General features: G+C 44.6%; 19 protein-coding genes. 11 read left to right on the top strand and 8 right to left on the bottom strand.

Annotated elements, in window-relative coordinates:
• The 4 genes from JM642_RS17095 to gcvP all read left to right on the top strand — a co-directional run bounded on the left by JM642_RS17095 (window position 1) and on the right by gcvP (window position 6,137).
• Window positions 1-1,218, top strand: coding sequence for an FAD-dependent oxidoreductase (locus JM642_RS17095; protein WP_203432219.1), 1,218 nt, complete (start codon window positions 1-3; stop codon window positions 1,216-1,218).
• A gap of 398 nt (window positions 1,219-1,616) precedes the next feature.
• Entirely contained in the window at window positions 1,617-2,711 is a 1,095-nt protein-coding gene (gcvT, locus tag JM642_RS17090) for a glycine cleavage system aminomethyltransferase GcvT (RefSeq protein WP_037428462.1), read from the top strand.
• 25 nt (window positions 2,712-2,736) lie between these two features.
• A complete protein-coding gene (gene gcvH / locus JM642_RS17085; protein WP_011071083.1) occupies window positions 2,737-3,126 on the top strand; it encodes a glycine cleavage system protein GcvH in 390 nt (129 codons plus the stop codon).
• Window positions 3,127-3,248: 122 nt separating this feature from the next.
• On the top strand, window positions 3,249-6,137 hold the full coding sequence (gcvP, locus tag JM642_RS17080) for an aminomethyl-transferring glycine dehydrogenase (RefSeq protein ID WP_203432218.1): 2,889 nt from the start codon (window positions 3,249-3,251) through the stop codon (window positions 6,135-6,137).
• 340 nt (window positions 6,138-6,477) lie between these two features.
• On the opposite strand, the gene JM642_RS17075 is transcribed toward gcvP, so the two are convergent.
• Window positions 6,478-7,590 carry an N-6 DNA methylase gene (locus JM642_RS17075; protein WP_203432217.1) on the bottom strand — a complete coding sequence of 371 codons (1,113 nt, stop codon included), beginning with the start codon at window positions 7,588-7,590 and terminating at the stop codon, window positions 6,478-6,480.
• Between the two features lie 71 nt (window positions 7,591-7,661).
• Between JM642_RS17075 and JM642_RS17070 the strand changes: the two genes are divergently transcribed.
• Complete coding sequence (locus JM642_RS17070) at window positions 7,662-9,362, top strand: zinc ribbon domain-containing protein (protein ID WP_203432216.1); 1,701 nt, start codon at window positions 7,662-7,664, stop codon at window positions 9,360-9,362.
• Window positions 9,362-10,249 (top strand): hypothetical protein, encoded by an 888-nt coding sequence (locus tag JM642_RS17065; RefSeq protein ID WP_203432215.1) that lies wholly within the window; start codon window positions 9,362-9,364, stop codon window positions 10,247-10,249. Before JM642_RS17070 ends, JM642_RS17065 begins: the two co-directional genes overlap by 1 nt.
• A gap of 138 nt (window positions 10,250-10,387) precedes the next feature.
• On the opposite strand, the gene JM642_RS17060 is transcribed toward JM642_RS17065, so the two are convergent.
• Window positions 10,388-10,633, bottom strand: a complete 246-nt coding sequence (locus JM642_RS17060; protein ID WP_037414354.1) for a DUF3297 family protein — start codon at window positions 10,631-10,633, stop codon at window positions 10,388-10,390.
• A gap of 322 nt (window positions 10,634-10,955) precedes the next feature.
• Between JM642_RS17060 and JM642_RS17055 the strand changes: the two genes are divergently transcribed.
• Window positions 10,956-11,345 (top strand): ribosome recycling factor family protein, encoded by a 390-nt coding sequence (locus JM642_RS17055; RefSeq protein ID WP_203432214.1) that lies wholly within the window; start codon window positions 10,956-10,958, stop codon window positions 11,343-11,345.
• A 173-nt stretch (window positions 11,346-11,518) separates the two neighbouring features.
• Here JM642_RS17055 and JM642_RS17050 read toward each other — a convergent pair whose 3' ends face one another.
• Window positions 11,519-13,183: a methyl-accepting chemotaxis protein gene (locus tag JM642_RS17050; RefSeq protein ID WP_203432213.1), complete on the bottom strand. Its 1,665-nt coding sequence runs from the start codon at window positions 13,181-13,183 to the stop codon at window positions 11,519-11,521.
• A 333-nt stretch (window positions 13,184-13,516) separates the two neighbouring features.
• Here JM642_RS17050 and JM642_RS17045 point away from each other — a divergent pair, with 333 nt between their 5' ends.
• Window positions 13,517-13,759 (top strand): hypothetical protein, encoded by a 243-nt coding sequence (locus JM642_RS17045; RefSeq protein WP_047538762.1) that lies wholly within the window; start codon window positions 13,517-13,519, stop codon window positions 13,757-13,759.
• A gap of 217 nt (window positions 13,760-13,976) precedes the next feature.
• Window positions 13,977-16,163 (top strand): OsmC domain/YcaO domain-containing protein, encoded by a 2,187-nt coding sequence (locus JM642_RS17040; RefSeq protein WP_203432212.1) that lies wholly within the window; start codon window positions 13,977-13,979, stop codon window positions 16,161-16,163.
• 122 nt (window positions 16,164-16,285) lie between these two features.
• Here JM642_RS17040 and JM642_RS17035 read toward each other — a convergent pair whose 3' ends face one another.
• The 3 genes from JM642_RS17035 to JM642_RS17025 form a co-directional block, all read right to left on the bottom strand.
• On the bottom strand, window positions 16,286-17,524 hold the full coding sequence (locus JM642_RS17035) for a trypsin-like peptidase domain-containing protein (protein WP_203432211.1): 1,239 nt from the start codon (window positions 17,522-17,524) through the stop codon (window positions 16,286-16,288).
• Complete coding sequence (locus tag JM642_RS17030) at window positions 17,508-17,924, bottom strand: hypothetical protein (protein WP_047539835.1); 417 nt, start codon at window positions 17,922-17,924, stop codon at window positions 17,508-17,510. Before JM642_RS17030 ends, JM642_RS17035 begins: the two co-directional genes overlap by 17 nt.
• Before the next feature lie 301 nt (window positions 17,925-18,225).
• On the bottom strand, window positions 18,226-19,134 hold the full coding sequence (locus tag JM642_RS17025) for a GGDEF domain-containing protein (protein WP_047539832.1): 909 nt from the start codon (window positions 19,132-19,134) through the stop codon (window positions 18,226-18,228).
• 277 nt (window positions 19,135-19,411) lie between these two features.
• On the opposite strand from JM642_RS17025, the gene JM642_RS17020 reads away from it, so the two are divergent.
• Entirely contained in the window at window positions 19,412-19,894 is a 483-nt protein-coding gene (locus JM642_RS17020; RefSeq protein WP_203432210.1) for a cupin domain-containing protein, read from the top strand.
• Between the two features lie 95 nt (window positions 19,895-19,989).
• Here the strand turns inward: JM642_RS17020 and JM642_RS17015 are convergent, their stop codons facing one another.
• The gene (locus JM642_RS17015; protein ID WP_203432209.1) at window positions 19,990-20,904 is read right to left on the bottom strand and encodes an alpha/beta hydrolase; all 915 of its coding nucleotides are present in this window, start codon (window positions 20,902-20,904) and stop codon (window positions 19,990-19,992) included.
• Between the two features lie 340 nt (window positions 20,905-21,244).
• On the opposite strand from JM642_RS17015, the gene JM642_RS17010 reads away from it, so the two are divergent.
• Window positions 21,245-22,606 (top strand): MATE family efflux transporter, encoded by a 1,362-nt coding sequence (locus tag JM642_RS17010; RefSeq protein WP_203432208.1) that lies wholly within the window; start codon window positions 21,245-21,247, stop codon window positions 22,604-22,606.
• Between the two features lie 27 nt (window positions 22,607-22,633).
• Here the strand turns inward: JM642_RS17010 and JM642_RS17005 are convergent, their stop codons facing one another.
• A complete protein-coding gene (locus JM642_RS17005) occupies window positions 22,634-23,239 on the bottom strand; it encodes a DUF4274 domain-containing protein (protein ID WP_203432207.1) in 606 nt (201 codons plus the stop codon).
• Between the last annotated feature and the right edge of the window lie 38 nt (window positions 23,240-23,277).

The following is a 23,277-nucleotide window of genomic DNA, read 5'->3' as shown; positions in this document are numbered from 1 at the left end:
ATGTTAAGTTCACAAGCCTATGACATTGCCATTGTGGGTGGCGGCATGGTGGGACTCGCCACCGCGATAGGATTGGCGCAGGCCAACTTGAATGTCGTCGTGATCGATGCCCAAAGTACCCAAGCCGTGAGCGGCGAGCCAAGGTTGCGTGTCAGTGCTATCAACAAGGCGAGCCAACGTTTGCTCGAGCATCTTGGCGCTTGGCACTATGTCGATGCCAGCCGTGCGACGCCCTATCAAAAAATGGCGGTATGGGATAAAGACGGCTTTGGTAAAATCGCCTTCGATGCCAGTAGCATCAGTGAAACGAGTCTTGGTGCCATTATCGAAAATGATGCCATCAGCTACGCCCTAGCCAAGCGTGCCAGTGAATTTGACAATATCACCCATATCGAAAACCAACGCTTAGAGCGTATCGCCTTTGGCGAGCGTGAAGCTTGGTTGACTCTCGCCAATGGTGCTGAAATAGAAAGTGTCAGCGCCGCACTTGTGATTGCCGCCGATGGTGCCAATTCTTGGGTGCGTGAACAATGTAAGATCCCGTTAACCTTCTGGGATTATGGTCACCATGCGATCGTGGCGACCATTCGCAGTGAAATGCCACACCTCGCCACCGCTCGCCAAGTGTTTTTGCAGGATGGCCCGCTGGCCTTCTTGCCATTATATGAAGACAACCTCTGCTCCATCGTCTGGTCAGTGCCGCCCGAGCGCGCCACTGAATTACTGGCAATGGACAAAGTGCAATTTGAGCGCAATCTTACCGCCGCCTTCGACGGTCGCCTTGGGATTTGCAAGCTTGAGAGTGAACGCCAAGCCTTCCCACTGCGGATGCGCTACGCACGCCATTTTGCCCGCCACCGTTTAGTGCTCGCGGGGGACGCTGCCCACACCATTCATCCATTAGCGGGCCAAGGGGTAAACCTTGGCTTCCTCGATGCCGCTAGCATTATCGAAGTGGTTAGCGAATTGCAGCAAGCGGGTAAGGATATCGGTGATTATGCCGAGCTGCGCGCCCTAGAGCGTTGGCGCAAGGCCGATGCGATGGAGATGATCGCGGCGATGGAAGGCTTTAAGCGCCTGTTCGAGGGTTCAAACCCAGTTAAAAAGGCCATTCGCGATCTGGGACTCAACCTTGTCGATAATGTCGCTGGGCTGAAAACAGTGTTCATGCAACAGGCCATGGGTAATAAGTCGTCGCTGCCCAAGTTATGTCGCTAGCCTCGGTTGCGCTAATGTGATCAGAATTGCCGCAATTATCAGCGATTTGATTGCAAGCTGCGCAAATCTCGCTTTCGCATGTAAAAAAATTACATGTTGAAGATGAGAAAATCTAATGACACTGGCTTCGGATTAGAAAAATCTCCTGTATACAAATTTGTGACGCAAGGTATAATTTCGCCGCATTTTAGACCCTAGTACTTATACCAATCACGATAAATATCTGATTAATTCAGAGCGAATCAGGCGTTGCAGTGACAGACGCATTGAGACCGAAAGAACCCCTTTCAAATTGATGCATCGTGGAAGTGAAATGCCGATTAGCCAGATATTTAGCCGGATTTGTATCACCCTACGCTAGGCAGAGACCTGAAGAAGGCCGCAAAAAAGGGATAACAATGGCTAATAAAACTGTTCTGTTTAACAAGCACTTAGAATCAAACGCTAAGATGGTCGACTTCCACGGTTGGGATATGCCCCTCAACTATGGTTCACAAATCGAAGAACACCACGCCGTGCGTCAAGACGCAGGTATGTTCGACGTGTCCCACATGACTGTGGTTGATGTGACCGGAACCGACGCTTGTGCATTCCTCCGTAAGTTGCTCGCCAACGATGTGGCCAAACTTAAAGTTCCTGGTAAAGCCTTATACGGCGGCATGTTAGATGACAATGCCGGCATCATCGACGACCTAATCACTTACTACCTCACCGACACTTTCTACCGTGTTGTTGTTAACAGCGCGACCCGCGAAAAAGACTTAGCCTGGATCGCTAAACAATCCCAAGGTTTTGATGTCACAGTGACTGAGCGTCCTGAGCTGGCGATGATCGCCGTTCAAGGGCCTAACGCTAAGGCCAAAGCCGCCGCCGTATTCAGTAGCGAGCAAAATGCTGCGATTGAAGGTATGAAGCCTTTCTTCGGTAAGCAAGCGGGTTCTCTGTTTATTGCGACCACAGGTTACACGGGTGAAGCGGGCTACGAGATTATCGTTCCAGAAGCGGAAGCCGAAGCCCTGTGGCAAGCACTGTTAGATCAAGGCGTTAAACCCTGTGGTTTAGGCGCCCGCGATACATTACGTCTCGAAGCCGGTATGAACCTCTACGGCTTAGATATGGACGAAACCATCAACCCGCTTGCCGCCAACATGGGCTGGACCATCGCATGGGAGCCAACCGACCGTGACTTTATTGGTCGTAAGGCACTTGAAGCCCTGCGCGATGCGGGAACCGATAAATTAGTCGGTCTAGTGATGGAAGAAAAAGGCGTGTTACGCCATGATATGCCAGTATTTTTCACCGATGCAGCGGGTGTTGAGCAGCAAGGCGTGATCACTAGCGGTACTTTCTCACCTACATTGGGCTATTCTATTGCGATGGCGCGTGTTCCTAGTTCAATTGGGGATACGGCGGAAGTCGAGATGCGTAAAAAGCGCGTGGCTGTTAGAGTAGTAGCGCCAAACTTTGTGCGCAACGGTAAACAAGCATTTTAAAAAAACGGAACAAGGAACAAGAACAATGAGCAATATTCCGACAGAACTGAAATACGCCTCTTCACACGAATGGATCCGCAAGGAAGAAGACGGTAGCTACACTGTGGGTATCACTGAGCACGCTCAAGAGCTGTTAGGTGACATGGTTTTCGTTGAGCTGCCAGAAGTGGGTGACACTGTCACGGCGGGCGACGACTGTGCAGTGGCGGAATCAGTGAAAGCGGCTTCTGACATCTACGCGCCAATCTCTGGTGAAGTGATTGCCGTGAACGAAGCACTGGAAGATTCTCCAGAGCTCGTAAACAGCGACGCTTACGGCGAAGGCTGGTTCTTCCGCGTTATGCCTTCTGATGAATCAGAAGTTGACGCTCTGCTCGATGCAGAAGGTTACCAAGCTGTAATCGACGAAGAATAATCGTCGACGCTAACGAAGCCCTCAGGGGCTTCGTTTGTTTTAGCGCAAGTTTGACATAACAATAGCCCGTTTATCAGTACCCTACAGTCCTGAGCGACGGCAAATCTGGAACAAGGTTTATCATGACCAAGCAAACCCTCACTCAGTTAGAACAGCACGATTTATTCTTACGTCGCCATATCGGCCCAGATAGCAGCCAACAACAAGAAATGTTGAACTACGTTGGTGCTGAGTCTTTGGACGATCTGACCGCGCAAATCGTGCCTGAGTCGATCCGTTTAAGCCAAGAGTTGAGCATTGGTGATTCCTGCGGCGAAGCCGAAGGTTTGGCCTACATTCGTGGTTTAGCCAAGCAAAACCAAGTCTTCAAAAGCTACATTGGTATGGGCTACTACGGTACCCAAGTGCCTAATGTGATTTTACGTAACGTCTTAGAAAATCCAGGTTGGTACACGGCGTACACGCCCTATCAACCAGAGATCGCTCAAGGCCGTTTAGAAGCCATTCTAAACTTCCAACAAGTGTCGATGGATTTAACCGGTTTAGATTTAGCCTCAGCTTCATTGCTGGACGAAGCGACCGCCGCCGCCGAAGCGATGGCGCTGGCTAAGCGTGTGTCTAAAGCCAAAAAAGCGAACATCTTCTTCGTAGCCGATGACGTATTCCCACAAACCTTAGACGTCGTAAAAACCCGCGCTGAGTGTTTTGGTTTTGAAGTGGTGGTAGGTCCTGCCCATGAAGCCGTAAACCATGAGCTGTTTGGTGCTTTGTTCCAATATTCAAACCGTTTCGGTCAAATCACTGACTTCACCGACTTATTTGCCGAATTACGCGCGAAAAACGTGATTGTGACTGTTGCTGCCGACATCATGGCATTAGTGTTACTCAAGTCACCGGGTGCCATGGGCGCCGACGTGGTCTTCGGTAGCGCGCAGCGTTTCGGTGTGCCGATGGGCTTTGGTGGTCCACACGCGGCCTTCTTCGTGGCCCGTGACGAGCACAAACGCTCAATGCCTGGCCGTATCATCGGTGTGTCAAAGGACACCCGTGGTAACCGCGCACTGCGTATGGCGATGCAAACTCGCGAGCAACATATCCGCCGCGAAAAAGCCAACTCAAACATTTGTACCGCGCAAATTCTGTTAGCGAACATGGCGTCTTTCTACGCCGTATTCCACGGCCCACAAGGCCTGAAAACTATCGCATCACGCATTAACCGCTTCACCGATATCTTAGCCGCTGGCTTACAAGCTAAAGGCGTGAGCTTAGTGAACAACACTTGGTTCGATACCATCAGCATCAAAGGCTTAGACGTTGCAGCAGTCAATGCTCGTGCGCTGGCCGCTGAAATGAACCTGCGTTTCGATGCTGACGGCATCGTCGGCGTGAGCTTAGATGAAACCACTATCCGCACCGATATCGAAGCGCTGTTCGATGTGATTTTAGGTGCTGGCCATGGCTTAGACGTTGCCGCATTAGACGCGCAAATCGTGGCGCAAGGTAGCCAATCGATTCCGGCTTCTTTAGTGCGTGAAGATGCGATTTTAAGCCACCCAACCTTCAATCGCTACCAAAGCGAAACCGAGATGATGCGTTATATCAAGCGTCTCGAAAGCAAAGACTTAGCACTGAACTACTCAATGATTTCATTGGGTTCATGCACCATGAAGTTAAACGCTGCGGTTGAAATGATCCCTGTCAGCTGGCCAGAATTTGCTAACATGCACCCATTCTGCCCACTGGATCAAGCCAAGGGTTACACTCAACTGATTGAAGAACTGTCTTCATGGTTAGTGAATGTCACAGGTTACGATGCCGTGTGTATCCAACCTAACTCTGGTGCACAGGGAGAATACGCGGGTCTGCTGGCGATTCGTAAATACCACGAGTCTCGTGGCGAAGCCCACAGAAACATCTGCTTAATCCCACAATCTGCCCACGGCACTAACCCTGCATCGGCGCAATTAGCCGGCATGCAAGTGGTTGTGACTGCCTGTGACAAGCAAGGTAACGTGGATTTAGAAGATCTGAAGGCCAAAGCGGCCGAAGTGGCAGAAAACCTGTCTTGCATCATGATCACTTACCCATCGACCCACGGTGTGTACGAAGAATCTATCCGCGAAATCTGCAACATTGTGCACCAGCACGGTGGTCAAGTGTACTTGGACGGCGCCAACATGAACGCCCAAGTTGGCTTAACCTCACCAGGCTTTATCGGTGCCGACGTATCGCACCTTAACCTGCACAAAACCTTCGCCATTCCACACGGCGGCGGTGGTCCAGGTATGGGCCCAATCGGCGTGAAAGCGCATTTAGCGCCGTTCGTCGCGGGTCACGTAGTGGTGAAACCAGGCCGCGAAAGCGATAACAACGGTGCAGTATCGGCAGCGCCATACGGCAGTGCGGGCATTCTGCCAATCAGCTGGATGTACATTAAGCTGCTCGGTTCAAACGGCCTGAAAAAGTCGACTCAAACTGCGCTGTTAAACGCTAACTACGTGATGAAGAAGCTGTCTGAACACTACCCAGTACTGTTCCGTGGCCGTAACGATCGCGTCGCGCACGAATGTATTATCGACCTGCGTCCAATCAAAGAAGCCTCTGGCGTGACCGAAATGGATATCGCTAAGCGTCTGAACGACTACGGTTTCCACGCGCCAACCATGAGCTTCCCAGTAGCGGGCACGCTGATGATTGAGCCAACCGAATCTGAGTCTAAGGTTGAACTGGACCGCTTTATCGATGCTATGGTGTCCATCCGCGCCGAAATCGCTAAGGTTGAAGCGGGCGAGTGGCCAGCGGACAACAACCCGCTGCACAACGCGCCACACACTATGGCCGATATTATGGACCCAGCGTTCGATTCACGCCCATACAGCCGTGAAGTGGCCGTGTTCCCAAGTGCCGCAGTGCGTACTAACAAGTTCTGGCCAACCGTGAACCGTATTGATGACGTGTATGGCGACCGTAATTTGTTCTGTGCATGTGTGCCGTTATCAGACTACGAATAAGGGCTGAATAGTACGTTATTCAGGTCTAACGTTTGATGAAAAGCGAACCCTTAGCGGTTCGCTTTTTTATTGGTTAGTTTTAATTCTGCTGAGATTGAGCTGCTAATTAGCTTTATAAGTCGCTGATAATAGAGTGTTGCTAATTGCCTGCCGCAGGCTTTCGCACTGTTACACCAGTGACTCGCTGTAAATACATCCCTGTAAGCTCTGCTAAAACATCCATGTTTTAGAAGGTCACTGGTGCAACAATGCCAGTTTTGGTGTAACCATTGAGAGTGGTGTAGTGTTTTGGGGAAGACAAACATTCTCTAAATCGTGTCACCTACTTAAATCATTCTTGTTATATGGAGCTTATAAAGTTTCTGATATCATGAATTGAGATGTTTTTAGCGCAAGTACCTTTTGAGTTATTTTTTATCCAGTCTTGCTTTCTCTTAACCCATGCATTAATAAAACTTTTACGCATTTTTTTGCTTTTAAAACGAATTGCAATAATGCAATCACTAATAATTACTTCACTATCAATTAGATAAACTGTTTTTCCTATATTTCTTCCAACACGGTGAATCAATATGTCCCCTGGTATGGCATATTTAAAATTTTCAACTTTATCATTTTCTAAAAAAGGGTAAGCTATTTCAGAAAAGTCTTCCAAATAGGAGTAGTTATGATGAAACGGTCTATTTGTAGCTCTGCACTCTTTACTTGAATTTGAGCCCCTGAAAATTATATAGTTTTTTAAGTTTTTGTTTTCTAGTATTTTAAATGTAGAACTTACTAAAAAATTATGCTGCTGAATACCAGTTTGTGATATTTTAATGTAAGGTATAAATTCATTTAAATTTTTAGGCTTTTCTTTTTTAATGAATAATATATATGTTTTAGCTTCAGTTTTTTTAAAGATTTTATGCTCACATTCTATTATCTTTATTAGGCTGTTTTCGGAGAAAAGAACTCTTCTGAAGTTAGAGAAAGTATAAGAGCTAAAAATTAGATCAGGCACAATGATGGCTAATGTTCCACCTTTTTTTATATACAAAAGATTCTTTAGTATGAATAATATTTCGGTTCTTACTTTTTTAGAGTTCTTAAATAAGTCTAAGTAACAACTGTCAATATACTGATTGTTTATTTCATTAAAAAAAACATATGCAAAAGGAGGGTTACATATCGCTAAATCATAAGAATTAATCTCTATACCCAAATTTAAGTCTAAAGCATCTTTGCAGATATGGATATCTTTCGGGTATTTTTTTCTTAGTTTTGCTGTATTTTTAGGATCTAAATCTACTGTAGTAAATTCTATCGAAGGGTTGAGTTTTTTTATCGGTTCTATAAGTGCGCCTTCACCTGCACTTAGCTCTAGACAGGTCTTTACGTGCTTTATTTCAAGCTGTGCTGCAAGGAAAAAGCTTGTAACCTCAGGGGTATAGTATTGATTTAACTCGACCACTTTCTATGGTAACCTTATAAAATTAGGGATATAATACAGTCATTTATAATATATGTAAAGGGAATCCTCTTATGGCCGAGCAGTTAGGGATAGATCTATCATTTTTTGATAGTAGCGAATACGAAGAGCGGGCTGACTATTTAAGCGTTGAGCAATTGCTGAGCTGGACGGCAAACAGTGAACACTTTAAGTATATTCAGAAAAAGTTAATACAAGTAGGTGCTAAATTAATAACTGGCCCGAGAGGTACAGGGAAAACGCATCAAATGAGATGCGCATACAATACCTGTATTAATGACGAAAAACTACCTTTGCCAATTTATATAACATTCAATCACTATTTGAGATTAGAGACTTATCTGCATGATAGATCTAATGCATTAGACATCTTTCACGCTTGGGTTTTGTGTAAAATATCTTATGCGGTAATTGATAATTTTGATGTTGAATATAAATATGATTTTTTAAATAAAGATAATTTACTTCGATTTATAAAAGATATGGAATTAAATCGATATGAAGAAAATTATAATGAAATTATATCTACAATAAATATATCTATTACACAAGATTTAATACATCGAGCGATTGAAAAGAATGGTAGGAAAAGAGCAGTTTTATTTTTAGATGATGCAGCGTTAACATTAACTCGTGACTATATGATTGAGTTTTTCGATATTTTTAGAAGTATAAAGTCAGTTAAAATATCTCCAAAGGCTTCGGTTTATCCTGGCACTACTCAATATGGTCCTCGTTTCCATGTAGGTCAAGATGCTGAACAAGTCTCAATTTGGATGGACGTTCAAGATAAAGACTACATACCTTTTATGAATACTATAATTGATCGTAGGTTTCAGAATGAATTAAATATAGATGAAGCTATATTAAAATTTTTAATGTTTGCATCATTTGGAATCCCTAGGTCTTATATAACATTAATTCGTTCTTTTGTTGAATTTGATAAAGGTAAAAACCAACAACAGCGAATTAACTCAATAATTCAATCTAGATGTGATAATATCATTGAAGAATATTTATCCATTTCTGGGAAAATAAAGCAGTATGGAAGTTTTATTAATGTAGGTAATGATTTTTTATTTGGTTTGATAAATTCTGTAAAGGAATTTAATTATGAGAACTATGATAAAAAAGGAGATGATTTTAAGAAGAATATAATTGTAGGGATAGAGGATGTTGACGATAAAGCCGAAAGGATGATTAAATTTTTGATTGAGGCTGGTTTATTGTTCGAAATGTCTATGGTTTCTCATGGGCAAGAACGAAAATTAAGGCGATTTGTCCCACATTTGGCTTTGCTTATAAAAGAAAAGGCCCTGATAAAGAGTCGAGGTTTTAATGTTAATCAAATAGTGAATGTGTTAAGTGGTCCATCAGAAAAACATCCTATAAGAAGGAAGTTTAATCGTATAGTTTCAGAAGATGTTTTAGCTAGAATTAAGATTGATTTACCAGCATGCGTTAATTGCGGTACAGCTCGTATTGCTGAAGGTCAAAAATTTTGTCATATCTGTGGTCGCGAATTAGTTGATGGCTCAATTTTTAAAGAGTGCATGAAGAAGAAACTTTGTGAACTGCCATTTACTGAATTTCAACTTAATGTTATCGATATCTGTGGGTTTAAAACTGTCGAGGATGTTTTGATATCTGACAATACCATCGAGATATTGAAAAAGGTTAAGTATGTTGGACCTAAATACGCAGAAAAAATTGTGAATAAGATTAACACTTGGACAAATGAGTTTTTATACTAATGGCTAAATTAGAATTTTTGTTCTCTATATCTGGTGCTAGAAGTACAACTACTATACGCACTCATAATGTTTTTGATGTGTCTTATCAAGAATCTAGTAAATCACCTATTGATATTTATAAAAATAATATTCTTACATATAAAAAGTTACTCGGCTGTTTTATTTTGGAACCTGAATCTGGGAATTATGTTTCACTAGCAGCAAGTGGTAGTGAAGAGTGGAATAAGTTATCTAACCTTCTGATTCTCGGTTTTATTTCTTCAGTAGAAAGTTATATGAGATGTCTGCTGAGACGTATTTTATTGATTGATGATGATTCTAAGTTTAAAAGTTATAATCAAAAAGTAACCTATGGTGCCGCTGTTCACCATCAAGCAGTTATGTTACCAGAAGCGATAATGGAGGATTATTCATTTCATTCTGCATCTAATATTAAGGAAACTATAAAGAATATCACTGGTATCAATTTAAATAACAATAAAATTCCTGAATTAATTTCAGCATTTAGTGATTATGACTTTGTTGGGCAATTAAGGCATTGTGTTGTACATAGATCTGGTCTTTTTGGTTCAAATAATGCTTTATCTTTAGGTTTGGATGAGTATGGTGAGTATTTAGAAAAGCCGATTAAATTAAGCCTTATTGTTGTGCAGGAAGCAGCTAAAGCATGTGATACATTAGTTACTGAATTAAATGATGTGTTATTTAGGGAGTTGTTGGTTAGAACGATTAACAATTATCCATGGAAAGGTGATTTACGAAGTGATGGTAGGTATTTTGATCATTATTTTAAACTCTTTTCCCCTGAGGAAAATTTAGGCTTAAGAAATGATTGTTATGATAAATTTAGGACGGTATATAATTTACGTTATAGAAATAATGCCTAATTTCTCTTGGTTACTTACTTTAAATAACAACTTGTGAATATTTGGAGTGATGAATTGGTGGGCGTTTTGGGGTTATGCAGAGTAAATAAAAACGGCCAATCGAATTGGCCGTTATTATTTTCCGTTAGCAGTGGCTGCTTAACGATAAAATGCTTCTACTGTGCCTTTGATGGTTAACAGCAGAGGTTGACCGCGACGGTCTAAGGATTTGCTTGGTACTTTAACCCAGCCTTCGCTGATGCAGTATTCTTCAACATCGAAACGTTCTTTACCGTTCACGCGGATACCCACATCGTATTGGAAGACTTCAGCTACATGGTGGCGGCTGCGTGGGTTAACCGAAAGACGATCGGGTAATGCGGGTTGTGCTGTTGTGTCAGTCATGGTCGTTATCTGTAGTGAACAAAAAGTGCGTTATTGTAGGCAATCCCGCCGCCTTGCTCAAGGACTGTTGTTGTCAGTCTGTGACGCCTAAGCCGCTATCTTGGGCGAGTGGCACTCAGCGTGAGTTGTAGCATCTGCCTGTATCGTCTTTTGTTCGCACGCCCTGCAAGGTAAACTCTGGCGGCGTTGGCTATAGGTTTCGCGCTAAAGGCATCTTAAGGCTTAGTGCTTAGTGCTTAGTGCTTAAGGCACGCGCTTACAACTTATAGCCGCGCTCCGTTATTCACCCACATTCGACCCAAGGCCCGATAGTTAACTTGCCATGCATGATGATATTAGTATTCCCTTGCCATCCCTTATCCATCGTATCGGCCGCGAGGCGGCAAAGCGGGCGCAGGCAATGGCGCTAAAGCACGGCTGCGAGCTAAAGCGGGTGCGCCGCTCCCGTAATTGGAGCATCACAGGGCAGGCTATCGCGATTCAAAGCTGCTGTGGTGAGTTAACAGCCCAGAGTGATGCTGCCGAATTTGCCTTTATGATCAAAAAGATCGATACCGCCTTACTGCAACACGCCGATAAGCTTGAACCATTGAGTGCGAAATTAATCCGCCTGATTAACGAAAATCCCGCCATTACCTTAGGTGAGCTTATGCAGCAGACCCAATGCAGCATAACTGAGGCAAGATTGGCGCGCTTTGATGCCGAGCTCTGAGCTTGGGCGTGGTCATAAGCGGGCTGCCACTAAGAAAAAGGCCTCAATTGCTTGAGGCCTTTGGTGGTTAAAGATAGCTATTTATGCCGAATCGATTAACACTGAATCGATTAACACTTAATCGATTAACACTTAATCGACTAACGCCGACCGCCGACATGAAGTCTTAGGCGTTAAATCTTAAATTGACCCACAAGTTTACCCAGATTCGTCCCTTCCTGTGACACGGTTTGGCTCACTCTTGCCGCATCTTCGCTGGAGTGCAGTAGCTCATTCACAATTTCTTGAATAGCAAACACATTACGGTTGATCTCTTCGGTCACTGAGCTTTGCTCGGTTGCCGCGGTGGCGATTTGGGTACTCATATCATTGATGGCGGTTACTGCCGAGGTCACAGAGCCAAGGCTGTCTGAGATAGCGCGGGACGAGTCTACCGAACGCACACAACTCTGCTGACTCTCTTCCATGGTTTTGACTGCCAAGGCCACAAGCTTGTGCAGTTCGGATAGCATCTCGTTGATTTCTAATGTGCTTGATTGAGTACGACTGGCTAGGCTACGCACCTCATCGGCGACCACGGCAAAGCCGCGTCCCTGTTCACCTGCGCGGGCGGCTTCAATCGCGGCGTTTAATGCCAACAGGTTGGTTTGCTCGGCAATGCCGCCGATAACCGAGAGTACGCTGTTGATTTTTTTGGATTGTTCACTCAAGGATTGAATATTGCTGGCGGCATTATTGATTTGCGCCATCAGTGCCGAAATCTCCTCTAGCGAGGCATCGACACAACGCTGGGCATTGGCCACATCGCCCGTGGCGGCATGGGTAGCCTCGGCCACTTGGGTGGTATTTTGCGCTACTTCACTCGCGGTTGCAGACATCTCTGTAATGGCGGTAACCACTTGATCCGTCTCATTGTTATGGCTGATAAGCTGGCTCGACATCACCTTGGTTTGGTCGTGAATCGCGTTGGCCGCGCTTTTGACTTTGGCGGTCGCGTTTGCGACATCACCAATGATGGTTTGCAGTTTATCGACAAACAGGTTGAAGGAGCGGCCTAATTGGGCGATTTCATCCTCACCCGTCACTGTAAGGCGTTTAGTTAAATCGCCTTCGCCTTTGGCAATATCGTTTAAGTTATCGGCCATATTCTTAATCGGCGTCACCATGCGATGAGCAGTCAAAAGGATTACTGCGGCAGTAATTGCCGCCAGTATCAGGGCAATTAATAACACCCCAAGGGATTTACTCATCATTTGTTCATAGGCGGTTGCACGGTAATCCTCAACCACGGCATCGATATCATCAACATAGACCCCAGTGCCGAGCATCCAATCAGTACCAGGGATCATCATGGAGTAGCCGAGTTTTTCGATTTGCTCGTTGGTATTTGGCTTTTGGAAATAAAACGAGAAGTTACCGTCACCGTTTTTCGCGGCATTGAGTAAACCGACAATAATTTTGGTGCCGCGGGGATCGGTCATATCGATTTTATTTTGCCCTTCGAGATTGGGCATGACCGCATGGAATAGGTTTTTACCTTGGGAATCGTAAATAAAGAAGTAGCCCGAACTACCAAAGCGGATATCACGCAGGGCTTGATTGACATTGCCCTGTTCTTTTAACGATAACTGATATTGCACTATGCCTGCGGCGATTTGGGTGGCTTCTTTGATTTGGGTTTTACGCTCGCCAATCAGCTTTTCTCTAAATGCGGTGACCTCATCGGCAAGAGATTCTTGTTCAATATGGTAGGAAACAGTCATCAGTATGACGAGGGTTAAGAGTAACGGGAACAGCGCTAACAGGAGCAATTTGTTACGTAAACTGAGATTAGACATGCTTAACAACTCCGAAATAAGCCTCTATATTTGCAGGGCAGTATAACTAATCCCCATTGTTCTTAAGTGCTTAAGTTAACAAAAATCTAATGTAACCGACAAAAAACCTTAATGATATTTGACTTAAGGATGAGGGCGGCTCGCAGTACTTCGTTGATCTTAATCAAAGCCTCAATAAGCCAATGCGCTCATTATATTAGTTATTCTTGATGAAATGCGACAGGGCGTTTGTTCGCTTAAGTGGGCAAGAGTCGCAGCTCAAGCTTAATCAAAGTGAGGTGGACAAGGCGAGATGGACACATACCAAATGCGCACACTAAAAGGGGCAGGACTGTGACCAACCAACGGCTGATCACCCTCTTAAAAATCTGTATTAGCATCGGGTTGTGCCTGATTGTGCTTGGCATTTATCTGCATAACTTTAATGTGACCGTTGAAGCCATGGGCGTAAAAGGCATTATTATCAGCGCCGTTTGCGTTGCCGTTGGGATGGCCTTATCCCTGCCGACAAAGATGTATCTCACCTTTTTACTGGTTAAGCGCGAGGCGGATAAGCAAGGCGACGCTGAGCATTAACCCTTAGCCAAACCACAGTCAATGTCGCAATAAATCCCACAGTTCTACTTGCTGCTTATGGCATAAAAATCCCACTGGTGTTTTTTTAACATAATTAACCCAAGACTAATGGTCGAAAAACACCGATAATTCCCCCCAGATGATAGCGCCCAAGGGCAATGCTGTGCGGTAACGGATACGATTACCGCGTTTGAGCATATTGAGTGGAAAAATTCTAATGGAAATCAAAGTTAATTTTCTCGACAACCTGAGACTCGAAGCCAAGTTCGACGATTTTACGGTAACGGCCGATCAGCCTATCCGTTATAAGGGCGATGGCTCGGCGCCGAGTCCCTTCGACTACTTCTTAGCTTCTTCGGCGCTGTGTGCGGCCTACTTTGTGAAGGTATATTGTAAATCCCGCGATATTCCGACGGACAATATCCGCCTGTCGCAAAACAATATTGTCGACCCAGAAGATCGCTATAACCAAATTTTCCAGATCAATGTCGAATTGCCCGACGATATTTCGGATAAAGACCGCGAAGGTATTCTGCGCTCTATCGACCGCTGCACAGTGAAAAAAGTAGTGCAGACTGGCCCCGAATTTAGAATCGAAACCGTTGAAAACCTCGATGCCGACGCTAATGCCATGTTGATGGGTCATCCCGCTGGAGAGAGCAGCACCTATATTTTGGGCAAAGACTTACCGCTGGAGCAGACCATTGCCAATATGACGGCGATGCTCGCCGATTTGGGGATGAAGATTGAGATCTCCTCATGGCGCAACATCGTGCCCAATGTGTGGTCGCTGCATATCCGCGATGCCGCATCGCCCATGTGTTTTACCAATGGTAAAGGCGCAACCAAAGAGAGCGCGCTGTGCTCGGCCCTCGGCGAGTTTATCGAGCGTTTAAACAATAACTTCTTCTATAACGATCAATTCTTTGGGGTTGAGATCGCGAGTAGCGAGTTTGTGCATTACCCGAATGAAAAATGGTTTGCCTTAGAAGAGGATGATTCGCTGCCAGCAGGCCTGTTAGATGACTATTGCCTCGAGATTTACAATCCCGATGAGGAGCTTTGCGGCTCGCACTTAATCGACACTAACTCGGGCAATCGTGAACGCGGTATTTGTGCGATTCCTTATACCCGTAAATCTGATGGCGAGACGGTGTACTTTCCATCAAACCTGATTGAAAACCTGTTCTTAAGCAACGGCATGAGCGCGGGTAATAACCTGAAAGAAGCCGAAGTGCAGTGTCTCTCTGAAATCTTCGAGCGCGCGGTAAAACGCCAAATTATCGAGCAAGAAATCGTTTTGCCAGACGTGCCTATGTCGGTGTTAGAAAAATACCCAAGCATTCTTGCGGGCATTAAGGGCTTAGAAGAGCAGGGCTTCCCCGTGGTGGTGAAAGATGCCTCCTTAGGCGGCCAGTTCCCTGTCATGTGCGTGACGCTGATGAACCCGAAAACCGGCGGCGTATTTGCCTCCTTCGGTGCCCACCCAAGCTTTGAAGTGGCATTGGAGCGCAGCCTAACCGAATTACTTCAAGGTCGCAGCTTCGAAGGCTTAAACGATGTGCCAAAACCGACCTTTAACAGTATGGCGGTGAGCGAGCCAGAAAACTTTGTTGAGCACTTTATCGACTCAACGGGTGTGATCTCCTGGCGCTTCTTTAGCAGCAAGCATGACTATGAGTTCTGCGAATGGGATTTCTCTGGCACCAACGAAGAGGAAGCGGACCGTTTATTTGGCATTTTAGAAGATCTTGGTAAAGAGGTGTATGTTGCCGAATTTACCCAGTTAGGCGCATCGGCTTGCCGTATTTTAGTCCCTGATTACTCTGAGGTTTATCCAGTAGAAGACCTGATTTGGGACAACACCAACAAGGCGCTGGATTACCGGGAAGATATTCTGAATCTGCATTCCTTAAGCACTAAGCAATTGGTTAACCTAGTAAATCGCTTAGAGGAAAGTCAGCTGGATAACTACACCGATATTCGTACCCTGATTGGTATCGTCTTCGATGAAAACACCGTCTGGGGCAAGTTGACGATTATCGAGCTTAAAATCCTGATTTATCTTGCACTTGGCGCGCATGAAGAGGCGCTGGAATTAGTCGGTGAGTTTTTGCAATTTAACGACAATACCGTGAAGCGCAATTTGTTCTACCAAGCAATGAGCGCGGTACTGGAAGTGACACTGGATGAAGACCTTGAACTCGAAGACTTTAGCCATAACTTTACTCGCATGTTTGGTGCGGAAGTGATGGAACAAGTGGTCGGTAGCGTTACTGGTAAAGTCCGTTTCAGCGGTTTAACTAAGACCAGCATGCAGCTCGAAGGGATTGAACCGCACCTAAGACTTATCGAAAGCTATAAAAAACTGCACGCCGCTCGCAAGGCCAACGCGGTTAAGTAAGGCTCAACAGAGGCTTGCATCAAACTAACCTAAACAGTGTTGATGCAAGCCCCTAAATCGTAGTTCCTAGTTTGATGTTATAGGCCATCGTACAGTACTGTGTTTAATAAACGCAGCTTGTATTAAATACAGTATACTTTTAGAAAATAATCACCATAAAAAACACTTCCATTGCCAATATTTTTATATGGAATAGTATTTTTTTTAAAGTAATATGATTTGTTATTAACATCTAGCAATATATCATTGCCAAAATTGTAAGGTTTTCCTTCTAGATCTCTGATATGACTGTACCATATTCTAGATTGTATACTATTAAAAATTACGGATGTATTAACTGGTATTTTACTCTCAGAAACCATTCCCTGATTATTTTCTTCTGAATATACCATGGCAATAATTTCTTTTTTGCAAAGATTTTCAATATGCACATAAGTTCGAGGTGTTGTTTTAAATTTTACGGCGCTAAAATGTTTAATCGATTCAGTGCGATTCTTAATAATATTCTGAATATCCTGTATCATTTCAGTAGAGAAAAGAACCGCAGCACCTGATAGTCCATTATCCGATGAAGATGAAACTATCCCTAACACTCTATCTTTATCAGAATTCGGTGCCTTTATTAGTAATCCTGCACCACTAGAACCCGAGTAGATTTCACAGTCAAACTTCCCTATTAATGACTTGTGTTCTATTAAGTGACATTGCTGATACCATAATGTATTACCACTTTTATCTGCTGGATAACTTAGTAAACTAACATTAGGGTTTTTAGTGGTTAACACATCTTCTGCTGCAATAGGGGAAACATATCCGTACTGCTTCCCTAAGCCATATCCTGTTTGGCTGTTTGTGACTTTTAGTATAGCTAAATCACTCGTATTTGGTTTGCGATTGAGTGAGACTAAACCATTTTTGAATTGTAAAATATCTTTATAATCAGTGGTTAAATATTTTTTGTGAACCCAGCCTTTTTCAATAAACACTCTTGAACGAATTTGCTTTCCATCGCCAAGGTATTGTGGAATAAATTCTGCATTGAGCACACCCTCACCAGTCATATGGTCGATAATGCAGTGCGCCGCTGTCATAAGATAGTCATCAGCAATTAGAATACCCGTACATAGTGATTGAGTATCTTTGCTAAATCGATTTCTTGTAATGACCAGAGTACCTACGCTTTGAGCTGACAACACTTGATTGATATCTTTAATCTGTATTCTGGAGCTTATCGTTGAGCTTTTAACAGAATGTTCCGTAGAGTCGGCATGGAAACTACAAAGGAGTAGAATGAATAATGCTATATTTAGTAATCTCATTTTCTTATTTTTATTTATTATGTTTTTAGGATAGCTTTCCAATATCAGCTTGATAAATTGCCCATTCTTCTACTTCGCTTAGCTTTGTTTTTGCTGCTATCATTGCTATTGCAAAATTAATCGGTGCTAATAGATAAAAAATTATTCCACTTCCTAATATGTAACATCCTAAAATATGAGTTATTGCTCCGATTAGCCCTGTGGGGATACGATGCTCTGGTCTAAAGGTTCTTCCAACAAAGCGTGAAAACATGCCAATTACAGCTGGAGGCAAAATGCATAAAATCCAAATAGGTCCATTAACATTCATAAAAACAAATGATATATAAATTGCTAGCGCCGGAATGGTACCGACCAATGCGCCAAAAATAGCACCCATAGGTTTGCATTTTTTCATAACATTATTATATGCTGTTTTCATCTCTTCCTGAGAATATCTCATTATATTAGCCTTGTTTAAATTTTGAGTGTAAATATTTTTCTGTTGACTTGATTATGTATAAGCAATCATGTCGTCTAAGGTAAAATAGGGTTAATAATTGTAAATGAGTTTATTCACTCTATCAATTTATTAATCTTACAATAACTGGTTTTTTTGATATTTATCTTAAATGTTTTTGTATATTAGGCTTGTTTGAATTTGTTTTATTACAATGTGTTATGATTATAAGGTCATAAATTCTGGGGGTGATATATTGCAAGGTGAACTCATATCAAGCTCTATACTATCCTATTGTCGGAAATTAAGCCGTATTGGCTATTACGCGATTCTTACCATTCCGCTTGGCTTGATAGAGCGCGGCATCGGCGCGTTTTAAGGTGTCTTCATAGGATTTATCGCTCGCCTCTATGGTGGCGACACCAATACTGACAGTGGCGAAGAGCCCTTTTACGGCGTGTTTTTGTAGTGCTTTGAAGCAGCAATCGCAGAGAAATTCTGCAAACACTATGGCTTGATCGTATTCAACGCCGGGCAGGGCGACGACAAACTCATCCCCACCAAAACGGTAGGCACTGTCGGTTTTGCGAAATTGCTGCTTGCAAGTGTCGGCCACTGCCATGATGACGTTATCACCCGCATGGTGACCAAGTTGATCGTTGATCAATTTTAGATTGTCCAGATCGAGCACTAAGATCGAGGCGGGAATGCGGTGCCGACTATAGGTATCGAACAGCAGGTTTAAGTCGCGCTCTAATCGGCGACGGTTAAATAGTCCTGTGAGTTGGTCTGTATCGCTTAATTGCCGAAGCTGGACTTCAAGCTGATGGCGTTTGGAGATATTGCTGGCGACCCATAGCACCACGGGTTCATTATCGACGAGAAAATCTAATGCCTGAATGCGCCCTTCAAACCAAATAGGTTCGGTGGGGCCTTGTTCGGGTAAGCCTTTGATATCTTTGTTACTGAGCTCATATTCTTCGATGAGCAATTTACGGCTGATTAAAGCTTGTTCAATAATGCTGAGGTAATAATTGGCTTTTTCTTCGTTTAATACGTCACTGATATATAGGCCGACTAATCCACTACCATCATGGTAATAACGATCATCTTTACCGCCAAACACCGCAATATAACGGCCACTTTGGGAAAGGATAAACGCTGGATCGGGAAGGGCGTCCAGCACTAAAGCGATTTGCTCAACATTGATCATCAAATCTACTCCCTGACACATTTTATGTGTTCATTATCCTTGCTACTGCAAATGTCATTATTGGCAGTTATTTGGTTTTGAATTTAGCTTTTTTTTGTGGATATTCAAACCGTAAACTTGGGTTCAGCATTGTTAACAATATGATGAATAGTCGACTAGCTTTATCAGTTTAGGTGGTTTTTGTGGTCAAATCCTCGATCTGCAAACAATTAGGGTTAATCCCATTTAGGTGAGAGTGTAAACTTTGGCGCATTAACATTTAAAACGAGGAAATGCCATGCACACGGCAGATGATTTTATTCAGTATTTAGCGCTTGAGCAGCATGTAGAAGGCGGATATTACCGTTCGTCTTATCGCTCCGATTCGGCCTTTGATCCGAGTCGTCAGCTGTGGAGCAGTATTTATTTCTTATTGCGAACGGGCGAAGTGTCGCATTTTCATCGACTCACGGCCGATGAGATGTGGTATTTCCATGCGGGGCAATCATTGACGATTTATATGATTTCCCCCGAAGGCGAGCTGACCACGGCGCAGTTAGGACTCGATTTAGCTGCGGGCGAAAGACCACAGTTTTTAGTGCCTAAGGGCTGCATTTTTGGCTCGGCGATGAATCAAGATGGATTCTCGCTGGTGGGCTGTATGGTATCACCCGGTTTTACCTTCGATGACTTTGAGTTGTTTAGCCAAGAAGCTTTGCTGGCGATGTATCCGCAGCATAAAGATGTGATCTACAAGCTGAGTCGACCAGAGGCGAAATAGCGCCGTTAGATCATTGCGTTATCATGCAATAGGTTATTCGTTGACTGGATTCAATCGCCGCATGTCTTTTATCTAGACATGCGGCTTAGTGAGGATTAAGTGCGAATAATGTGGGTTACTTGCACCATGGCATCACGTGCCGATTGGCTGACGCCAGCGAGTTGGAAGAAGCCGTGGATCACCCCTAAATAGCGGCGGCAATGGGCATCGACGCCTGCCTCTAATAGGTTACGGAATAGCTGCTCGCCCTCATCTAACAGGGGATCGAACTCGGCGGTAATAATGTGGGTTTCGGGTAAACCTGCTAAATCCTGGCTACGCAGTGGGCTGGCTTCAACATCGGTTCTGGGATGCCAGTCGAGGTACATATCAAAGCCTGTGAGCAGCGTGTCGCGGGTGATAATGTACTTGTCGCCATTGTCGATATAACTCTGGCTTTTGGCGGTCGCATCCAACATCGGATAGATAAGCACTTGTTTTTTAGGCAACCATTGCCCTTTGGCCTTTAACCGCAGGCAAGTGACTAAGGTTAAATGGCCGCCGGCACTGTCGCCCATCAGGGTGATATGGGTGTTATCGCCGCCCCATTGCTGGCAATGTTGCTGCACGAGATTGGCCGCATTGAAGGCATCGTCATGGGCTGCTGGGTACACATGCTCAGGGGCGAGACGATAGCTAACCGCCACCACTAATGCGCCGGAATCATTGGCAATTTTACGCAGTTGCTGATTATGGGTGGCGATGCCGCCGCTAACAAAACAACCGCCGTGATAGTAAATAACCACGGGTAAATTGTTATCCGCCGAGGGCTTAAACAGGGTTAATTCTATACCCTCAAGGGATAAGGTTTTAACTTCAAACACAGCCTCCGGCTCGCCTGCCAATACTGTGCTGGCGATATAACCTTGGCGGCGTTCTTCAAGGCTTTGCTCGCGCACCGAAGGGCAACCTGCGGCGATAAACTCGCTCACCAATTGTTTAATTCCGTCTTCTAAATAGAGTTGGCTCATGTGCAGTTTCCCTGAATATATTCGGCGAGCGCTTATCGCCCTTTGTGGTCGGCAAAGTGTATCGGCTCAATATTAAAAAGGGTAGTGTATATTGGGTGATAAGGTATTAATCCCTGCTATTTCAGTTGATTAGCAGTTATTGATTAACGCTTATTGATTTGTCATTGCCGATGTTTTGTGACCCCTATGTATTGAGCTTCGCCCGATGAATACGGTTGCAGGGGCAGGTTTTAGGTTTGATGAAGGATTGAGCACAATCTAAAAATGTAAGAAAATTACCGTTCGCCAGCCTTGGCGTGCTATTGCTATTTCACTTGTCTTCCCGCGGTAAGGATCGGACGTGGCCACACCAGCTAAAACCCTGCAACAACGCATGGGCATTGTCGCCCTCACTTGGCCGATTTTTATCGAAACATTGCTGCAATCCTTACTCGGGATCAGCGATATTTTTATGCTGAGCCATTATTCCGATAATGCGGTTGCGGCGGTCGGACTCACCACCCAATTGATGTTTTTTATGATGGTGATGTCCATGATGGTCAGCACGGGCGCCAGCATTCTGATCAGCCAAAATAATGGTGCGGGGCGAACCCAAAAGGCGACCGATATTGGCGTGGCCAGCGTGGCCTTAAGTTTAGGTTTAGCCGTGATTATGGGCACCTCGATGTTTTTCGGTGCCCACGGCATTATCGGTTTATTTGCGCTAGAGCCTAAGGTTGCGGGCTATGGTTACGATTATCTGCTGATCTGCGGCAGTTTAAGTATCGGGCTGGTGATGAACATCGCCTTTGCTGCCATCTTACGTAGTTACGGTTTTACCCGCTCGGCTATGTTGGTCACATTGAGCACGGGATTGATGAACGTGCTCGGTAACTATATTGCCCTCTATTCTCCCTTTGGTTTGCCGGTTTATGGGGTAACTGGGGTGGCGATTTCGACTGTCACCAGCCAGATGATCGGCGCCTTGATTATGCTGGCGGTGATCCGCAGTAAGCGTATTCCGCTGCCAATGCAACGACTTAAGTTATTGCCGCGCAGCACCTATTGGAGCGTGATGCGCATTGGTTTGCTTAATGCGGGCGAAATGCTGTCCTACAATGTGGCGCAGATGACCATCATCTATTTTATTAGCCAGATGGGCACCTTATCGTTAACGGCTTATACCTATGGCTTGAATATCAGTCGCTTTATTTACTGTTTTTCGGTGGCATTGGGGCAGGCGGCGCAAATTCAAACCGGTTACTACGTCGGTAAACAATGGTTTGATGAGATAACGCTGCGGGTGCAAAAGTATTGCTTAGTAGGCTTTATCGTCTCCCTTGCCATAGTGTTAACCTTTTATTGGCAGCGTTTTACCATTGTGGGTTGGTTGAGTGAAAACCCAGAAGTGATTGAACTTACTGCACTTCTGCTATTGTGCTCTATCGCGCTGGAAACCGGCCGAGTCTTTAATCTGGTGATTATTTCGGCATTAAAAGGCGCGGGGGATGTGGCGTTTCCGGTGCGCGTGGGCCTGTTTAGCATGTGGGGGATTGGCGTACTGTTAGCTTGGTTCTTTGGGCTGCATTTAGGTTATGGCGTGCTTGCCGCTTGGCTTGCTGTTGCGGCCGACGAGTGGGTGCGAGGCTTGATTATGGTGCACCGTTGGCGCTCGGGTCGCTGGCAGCGTTTTACGCGTATTCCGCCAGCAACCTCAGCTTAAATCGTTCTGATAATAAAAGGTCAACCCTTATTGGTTGCCCCATTTGCCCGATTTCAGCAGTTCATTTTTAAATTGTAGATACCTTGGGTGCCCTGCATCGGTTTCGATTTCCATGGTGCTGTAGGGGGCAAAAAGCGCACCGGGAATTTGGTAACCTCGCGTCAACACATCCTCTAATGAGGGCATAAAACATTCTTTAATCGGGTCAAAATGGATTTTATAACTGGCATAGCCGCGCTTAACAAAACGCTCGGTAATATCTGTAAATAGCTGTCCAAATGGGGTATCGAGTGTCTGTGGCGTGGAGTAATAAAAGCCTTGTCCGTACCAGTAAAGCAATAAAGCGGTACCCGCATCGCAGAGCGGATGTTCGATAATCGCCCTCACCATATCGGGATCATGGTCATCCCAATTCAAGTTACCCGCGACAAAATGCAATTCCTCCATACTTTGTAAGTCACTGATACAGAAGATTTGTATCACCGCTTTGCCAAAGTAGGCGCTGTATTCATGTAAAGCGTCATAATCGGGATCGGCGAGCAATTTGGCGAGTTGTTGCTGATTGGCAATACAGCCTAATTCTGCGCATTCATAGGCGCGAATAAATTGTTCTTGGGTTAATAACTTGGCCACGTGCTTCCTTAGGAATGTTGAAATAACCGCACTCGCCA

It is taken from the genome of Shewanella sp. LZH-2, from assembly GCF_016859145.1.
Classification (GTDB): domain Bacteria; phylum Pseudomonadota; class Gammaproteobacteria; order Enterobacterales; family Shewanellaceae; genus Shewanella; species Shewanella xiamenensis.
The sequence above is the reverse complement of the archived record's forward strand: the minus strand, read 5'-3'. Positions and strand labels throughout refer to the sequence as shown.

What these genes read in the sequence shown, in the direction of transcription:
- JM642_RS17070 (WP_203432216.1), top strand. Translation starts at nt 7,662, where the DNA reads ATGGCCGAGCAGTTAGGGATAGATCTATCATTTTTTGATAGTAGCGAA.
- gcvT (WP_037428462.1), top strand. Translation starts at nt 1,617, where the DNA reads ATGGCTAATAAAACTGTTCTGTTTAACAAGCACTTAGAATCAAACGCT.
- JM642_RS17065 (WP_203432215.1), top strand. Translation starts at nt 9,362, where the DNA reads ATGGCTAAATTAGAATTTTTGTTCTCTATATCTGGTGCTAGAAGTACA.
- JM642_RS17015 (WP_203432209.1), bottom strand. Translation starts at nt 20,904, where the DNA reads ATGAGCCAACTCTATTTAGAAGACGGAATTAAACAATTGGTGAGCGAG.
- gcvH (WP_011071083.1), top strand. Translation starts at nt 2,737, where the DNA reads ATGAGCAATATTCCGACAGAACTGAAATACGCCTCTTCACACGAATGG.
- JM642_RS17025 (WP_047539832.1), bottom strand. Translation starts at nt 19,134, where the DNA reads ATGATCAATGTTGAGCAAATCGCTTTAGTGCTGGACGCCCTTCCCGAT.
- gcvP (WP_203432218.1), top strand. Translation starts at nt 3,249, where the DNA reads ATGACCAAGCAAACCCTCACTCAGTTAGAACAGCACGATTTATTCTTA.
- JM642_RS17020 (WP_203432210.1), top strand. Translation starts at nt 19,412, where the DNA reads ATGCACACGGCAGATGATTTTATTCAGTATTTAGCGCTTGAGCAGCAT.
- JM642_RS17060 (WP_037414354.1), bottom strand. Translation starts at nt 10,633, where the DNA reads ATGACTGACACAACAGCACAACCCGCATTACCCGATCGTCTTTCGGTT.
- JM642_RS17055 (WP_203432214.1), top strand. Translation starts at nt 10,956, where the DNA reads ATGCATGATGATATTAGTATTCCCTTGCCATCCCTTATCCATCGTATC.
- JM642_RS17050 (WP_203432213.1), bottom strand. Translation starts at nt 13,183, where the DNA reads ATGTCTAATCTCAGTTTACGTAACAAATTGCTCCTGTTAGCGCTGTTC.
- JM642_RS17030 (WP_047539835.1), bottom strand. Translation starts at nt 17,924, where the DNA reads ATGAGATATTCTCAGGAAGAGATGAAAACAGCATATAATAATGTTATG.
- JM642_RS17095 (WP_203432219.1), top strand. Translation starts at nt 1, where the DNA reads ATGTTAAGTTCACAAGCCTATGACATTGCCATTGTGGGTGGCGGCATG.
- JM642_RS17040 (WP_203432212.1), top strand. Translation starts at nt 13,977, where the DNA reads ATGGAAATCAAAGTTAATTTTCTCGACAACCTGAGACTCGAAGCCAAG.